The organism is Paenibacillus sp. IITD108, from assembly GCF_036541265.1.
Classification (GTDB): domain Bacteria; phylum Bacillota; class Bacilli; order Paenibacillales; family Paenibacillaceae; genus Pristimantibacillus.
Genome location: NZ_JAZHCT010000045.1, coordinates 35,654 through 41,797, shown reverse-complemented (window position 1 = coordinate 41,797; position 6,144 = coordinate 35,654). Strand labels below are relative to the sequence as shown.

The following is a 6,144-nucleotide window of genomic DNA, read 5'->3' as shown; positions in this document are numbered from 1 at the left end:
CTTTTGCTTCTTCCTTTTTAGCCTCGCATCGGCTCTGACTCCTCCGAATCTGTTACTAGAAACAGAAGCGCGTACTGCATAACAGCGGTTAAAAACAAAATTAACGGGAGCAAAAAGGATTCCAGATTTCCTGCAAAAATAAGCAGCGCTGAGATGGATATCACTCTGCCGACATTAATAAACACCTCGCGCATTACAACTGATTCTACCCGAAGCTGTCCCCTTAGCGGAAGATAGCCCATTATACGATAATAATAAGAAGATAAAGTATTCACGATTAACGGGTTACAAATCGAAAATAAAATCATAAAAATAACGACCGACCACAATTTCACTTCAAATAAGAGCAAGCCGGCTCCGAGCACAACGCCTGTAGTGGATAGGACAATATATTTGCTGACATTCTCCTTGGAAGCTTTCTTGGAAATCACATAGCCCGTCACTACGGTTACTCCAGCAAAAAACACGCCCAGATAGCCTACCCAGTCCTCTCTGCCAACAGCCTTGAAAAGTAATATATTAGGTAAAAAGAGCATAATGCCTTGAAATAACCCGATGACCAAAAAGCCAAACAAGCCCTTCACCCATCTGCGATTTTTACGCATTACGATGCCGACAAATTTTAAATAATAGGCTTTATGATGAGAAATAATCGCTGGTATGCGGAAGCTGATTACTGCTGCTAAAACAAACATAATAAAAGCGATCGTAAAAATAATAATATATCCTTCAAGGCCAGCACTGCGCTGTATGACATAGCCAGCCAAAGCCGGCCCGACCAGTCCGGCCGAATTAAACGCAACCATATTGATGGCCAAAAAACGAATCCGATTGGAATCGGTAGACACATCGTACTGCAAGATCAAATACCCGGTCCAATAAAAACCAGACGCGATGCCATTGCATATAGCAAACCAAATATAGTAATTTACTACCTGCTCTCTAGCAATAATCACCATCAAATAAAATAAAGCGATCATCATGATGCCTAATCGATAGGTGACCATCCGATCCGTTTTTTTGGCGATATATCCTCCTGCCGCAAATGCAAAAGGCGTAATACAGTACAAAATAATATTATACAGCCCATTTACAACTAAATCCTGCGTTAGCCTCCATAAATACAAGTTCAAGAACAACCCAGACATTGATGCTCCAAACTGAAAGCAGCAATGGATAATTAAAGCTGTAACTGCGTCCTTTCCAAGTCTTCGTTCTGGCGGAACGGCGCCTCCTTTGAAAGGATTGATCGTTGTCCACCGATTAGCCAGCTTTATACCGAGTCCCATCTTCAGCATCCCCCGTTGCTCCAAGCTCTCGTCTCTATGTAGTCCAAAAATATTCAATTGGATATAGTGTACCACATGTTGTACTTTATTTGATGTGAATTTTGTCAGCAAGCTGCTCAATTTGGCATATGCAATTTTGCTAGAATATAAGATGTGAAATCTGCCTTTTGCCATTAATAAAAAAACTTCAAGCTGCTGCTTGCACAGTGCTTGAAGCTTTTCAATATTAGTATTTTTATTTTGTTGAAGCCAGCTTAACTGCTGCATTAAGTGCAGCATTAATTTCGCGTTCCACAGCTTGAGCGACAACGTCAGTATGGGGATTGTATTCTGCTGCCAAATCGGAATCGGCATAACCATCGATGGCCACAATTGCACCTGCACGAATTCCGCGCAATACAGCAACTACATATAAAGCTGCAATTTCCATTTCTACTGCAAGGACACCTGCCTGCTTATAAAGCTTATGAGGGAATTCAATTACTCCTTTAAAAAATACATCCAGCGTAATCGTAATTCCTTTTTTAACGATGCCGCCAAGCTCCGTTGCTGATTCGTACAGCGCTTGTACAACATCGCCGTCAGCGACAGCCGGGAAGCCGTCTGGAACAAGCTGATGCGTTAGGCCTTCAGCACGCACAGTTGCTGTGCTTACAACAAGGCTCCCTGCAGGATGATCAGCGGAATAAGAACCGGCTGTTCCAACGCGAATAATCGTTTTTACTCCGCCTTTAATCAATTCCTCAAAGCAAATGACTGCGCCAGGTGAGCCAACGCCATGGCTGACAACAGCTATTTGAACCCCATTATATTCGCCTACGAACGTACGATATTCGCGAGCAAAAGCTAATTCCTTGGCATTGTCAAGCTTCTGCGCGATAACAGCAGCGCGGCGAGGATCACCGCATACGAGCGCAATTTCCGGCAGCAATTCTGATTCAACTTCAAGTATTGATAAAAACATATCCTTCATCTCCCTTAATCATCTTATAGAGGTAGTTCAAAAAGTCCGATTTTGATAACGAAGTAGTTCAGGAAGCATCTCGACATCGAATCTTTAAGATACCCACAAAAGTGAAGATAAGCTTCGATGTAAATTCCGATTACTTTCGCGGGGCCCGGTATTTCCCGAAATTTCCACGTACCTTTAAGTACGCTCCGCGCCTCCAATTTCTAGCTTCATACAACCTTCTACAGCGTTTTTGAAAAAAACGCAGCATCGGAAGCATACGCTATTATTCTGAAAACCAGACTTTTTGAACACTTACTTATTATGAATTATTATCTTGAGCTGTCATTCGATTTTCTTGCTTCCTGCAAATAGCTCTTATCTTTAAACACCAGCATAGCAATAAGCGTCATCACATACGGCAGCATTGCTGAAATTTGGGTAGGCACTGAAAAGCCTTGCAGGCGGAAGTTTAATGATTCCATAAAACCGAACAACAGGCTGGCGCCCGCAACGCCAAACGGACTGGATTGTCCCAGCATTGTAGCAACTAACGCAATAAATCCGCGCCCTTCTGTCATGCCTTCGCTGAACATCGTGACATTGCCGAGCGACAGCTGCGCTCCTGCTAGACCGCACAATACTCCGCACATCAGAACTGCTAAGTATTGCAGCTTGGCTACGCGAAGACCAAGACTTCTCGATGCGGTCGCATTCTCGCCTGCCGCTATTAACCTGAAGCCTGTTACTGTTTTGAATAAAAACCAATGCAATGCAAAAACAAGCACGATGGATAAATAAACAAGCGGTGAATGTCCGGACAGCACCTTGCCAACCCATGGAATTTGATCGATAAGAGGGATATTCCACTTAGGCAGCCCTACCATATTTTTATCGAAGTATGCGCCTTTCGTGTGAAAAATTGCCCGGAGGCCAAAGGTGGTCAAGCCGAGGGCCAAAAAGTTGATCGAAATGCCGACTATAATAACATTTGCTTTTAGATGAATGCTCATATAGCCGAATAAAAGCGAAACGATCATTGTGCTTACGATAGCACACAGCACCGCTACTATAATATTGCCAGTATAGTAATTGCCGACGATAGCTGTAAAAGCACCGGTTAACATCATGCCTTCCAAGCCAACATTGAACAAGCCAACTCGCGCACATATCGCACCGCCCAAAGCGGCAAGTAAAATGGGAGCAACTACGCGAAGTATGGAAGCAAAAAGCGAGATATTAAACAGCTGATCCATTTTCTGACCTCGCTTTCTTTCTTTTAATAAACGACAGCGTAATTTGTGCGGATATAAACAAGATCAATACGGCTTGAATAATGTCGGAAACCTCGAGCGGCACATTTGTATTGCGCTCCATCCCCATTCCGCCAGTTTGCAGCGCAGCAAGGAATAATGCGGCAAACACTGCCCCGATTGGATGCGATCTGGCCAGCAAGGTCGCCATAATGCCGGACCATGCATAGCCTGGCGAGGTGAGTGCGCCATCCAGATAACGATATTGCGTGCCAAGCACCTCAACTGCGCCTGCAAGTCCTGCAAAACCTCCGCTGGCAAACATGCCAAGCAGCATCAAGCGGTTGCGGTTAACGCCGCCATAACCGGCAAACAGCGGATTGCCGCCAAGCATTCTCAAACGATAGCCTGAGCTTGTGTATTTCATATACAAAAATAGCAAAATAGCAGCTGCAATCGCGATGATAAACCCGGCATGCACGCTCATTCCTGCGAATAGCTTAGGCAGCATCGCGCTAGAATCAATTTTTACCGTCTGATGCATTGCCGCTGAGCCGGAACGGTCCATCAGTGGATAAGCGACGATATATTGGGTAAATAAAGTAGCTATATAATTCAATAATAAAGTCGTGATTAACAAATTCATGCGGAACTTCGCGTCCAGAAAACCTGCAAAGGCTGACCATAGCCCGCCCGCTACAATACCTGCCAGCAAAGCCATAACAATTTTGACCCAGCCTGGGCCTGGAAAATAAATAGCCGCTATCGCTGCGCATAAGCCTCCAAATACAAGCTGTCCTTCTGAGCCAAGGTTGAAAAATCCTGCCCGAAAAGCCAGTGAAACACCTAGCGCTATTAGAATAATTGGCGTAGCCCTGCTTAATGTATTCGTAAAGTAATAGAAGCTGCCGAAAGCACCTTTCCACATTTGCGCATAGGTTTCTATAATCGATCCGTCAACGACTAATATCGCGATCGCGCCGACAAGAAGCCCTATTATAATGGCAAGCAGCGGCTGCCATAAAGATTTTCCGAAATTTCGTAGCTTATCCAACCGCTTTACCTCCTGCCATTAATAAGCTGATTTGTTCTTCCGTCGCTGCTTCCGCAGCTATTTCGCCGACAATTTCCCCTTCAAACATAACAAGTATGCGGTCAGACAGCTTCATGATTTCTGTCAATTCCGAGGAAACGAGCAGTATCGCGCCGCCCTCCCCGCGTCTTTTCAGAAGCTCGCCATGAATAATTTCCATTGCCCCCACATCGACGCCTCTAGTCGGCTCAGCTGCAATTAGAAAAGGAGTGCCATGCGCAAGCTCTCTGGCAATGATGAGCTTTTGCAAATTGCCGCCGGATAAATTTTGCGCTTTTGTAGACAGCGATTCCGTTTTAATTTTGAAATGGTCAACCCACTTGCCGATCATCTCTTTTATGGTCGAGCCTGTCAAAATTCCTGCGCGCGTATGTGTCTTGGTGTGGCCCATGAGGCCATTTTCGAGCACAGTCGCGTCTTTCGAAACGCCCCATTGATAACGGTCCTCCGGTATATGAGCGAGCCCTTGCCCCCGAATTTCAGCAACCGGCTTCCCTGAAAGCTCCTTGCCAAGCAGCTTAATACTTCCGCTATCCGCTTTGCTTAATCCCGCTATCACCTGCAGCAGCTCCGATTGGCCATTGCCCGATATGCCAGCGATGCCGACAATTTCATTTTCGTTTACATGAAAGGAAATATCACTTAAGATCGGTTTTCCCTTATGACCGTTTAGCTGCAAATGATCAACAGAAAGCACCACACTTCCTTGTGGTTTTTCTTCCCTTACGAGAGGCACAAGATTGCGCCCGACCATCATTCTTGACAATTGCTCTTCACTTGTCTCCGAAGCCTTCACCGTTCCAGTCACAACGCCATCGCGCATAACAGTAATGCGGTCCGCTACACCCATTACCTCCTGCAGCTTGTGGCTAATAAGAATAAAGCTCTTGCCTTGCTTGGCGAGCTCTCGAATGGCTGCAAGCAGCTCTTTTACTTCAATAGGAGTGAGCACGCCCGTAGGCTCGTCCAATATAATAGTCTCGGCGCCTTGATATAAAACCTTAAGTATTTCTACACGCTGCTGCATGCCCAGCGAGCATTCCCCGACTATTTTCCATGGATCGATCGGCATGCCGTATTGTTTGCTAAGTTTTTCGACTTCTTTGGCTGCCGCCTTGCGGTCAAAGCCAAATCTGTTTTTGGGCTCTTTTCCAATTACGATATTTTCAGCAACCGTAAAAGCAGGAAAAAGCATAAAGTGCTGATGCACCATGCCTATCTTGTGCGCTATTGCATCTGTAGGATTATGAAAATACACTTCTTTTCCATTGACTACGATCTCACCGCTAGTCGGGGTTTCCATGCCATACAAAATGCGCATTAGAGTTGTCTTCCCTGCGCCGTTCTCGCCGATAAGCGCATGTATTTCCCCTTTTTTCAAAGAGAAGTTTACATCGTTGTTCGCTGTAACTGCACCATACAGCTTCGTGATTCGATTCATCTGCAGCAGCATGTAGACGCTCCTTTCAATAAGCAAGCCGGCTGCTAAATATCGCAGCCGGCGTCAATCATTACTTAACGAGTATGAAGAAACTATCCCAAGTAAATAAGTGTGCAGCT

5 protein-coding genes are annotated in these 6,144 nt (G+C 45.2%); all 5 read right to left on the bottom strand.

What is annotated here, in order from left to right; genetic code table 11:
* Positions 1–17 precede the first annotated feature (17 nt).
* Positions 18–1,568, bottom strand: coding sequence for an MFS transporter (locus V1L65_RS25835; protein ID WP_331702177.1), 1,551 nt, complete (start codon positions 1,566–1,568; stop codon positions 18–20).
* Complete coding sequence (locus V1L65_RS25830; RefSeq protein WP_331702176.1) at positions 1,525–2,253, bottom strand: nucleoside phosphorylase; 729 nt, start codon at positions 2,251–2,253, stop codon at positions 1,525–1,527. The genes V1L65_RS25835 and V1L65_RS25830 overlap by 44 nt, the downstream gene beginning before the upstream one ends.
* A gap of 317 nt (positions 2,254–2,570) precedes the next feature.
* Positions 2,571–3,494 carry an ABC transporter permease gene (locus V1L65_RS25825; RefSeq protein WP_331702175.1) on the bottom strand — a complete coding sequence of 308 codons (924 nt, stop codon included), beginning with the start codon at positions 3,492–3,494 and terminating at the stop codon, positions 2,571–2,573.
* Positions 3,478–4,545: an ABC transporter permease gene (locus tag V1L65_RS25820; RefSeq protein WP_331702174.1), complete on the bottom strand. Its 1,068-nt coding sequence runs from the start codon at positions 4,543–4,545 to the stop codon at positions 3,478–3,480. The genes V1L65_RS25825 and V1L65_RS25820 overlap by 17 nt, the downstream gene beginning before the upstream one ends.
* Positions 4,538–6,037 carry an ABC transporter ATP-binding protein gene (locus V1L65_RS25815; protein WP_331702172.1) on the bottom strand — a complete coding sequence of 500 codons (1,500 nt, stop codon included), beginning with the start codon at positions 6,035–6,037 and terminating at the stop codon, positions 4,538–4,540. The genes V1L65_RS25820 and V1L65_RS25815 overlap by 8 nt, the downstream gene beginning before the upstream one ends.
* Between the last annotated feature and the right edge of the window lie 107 nt (positions 6,038–6,144).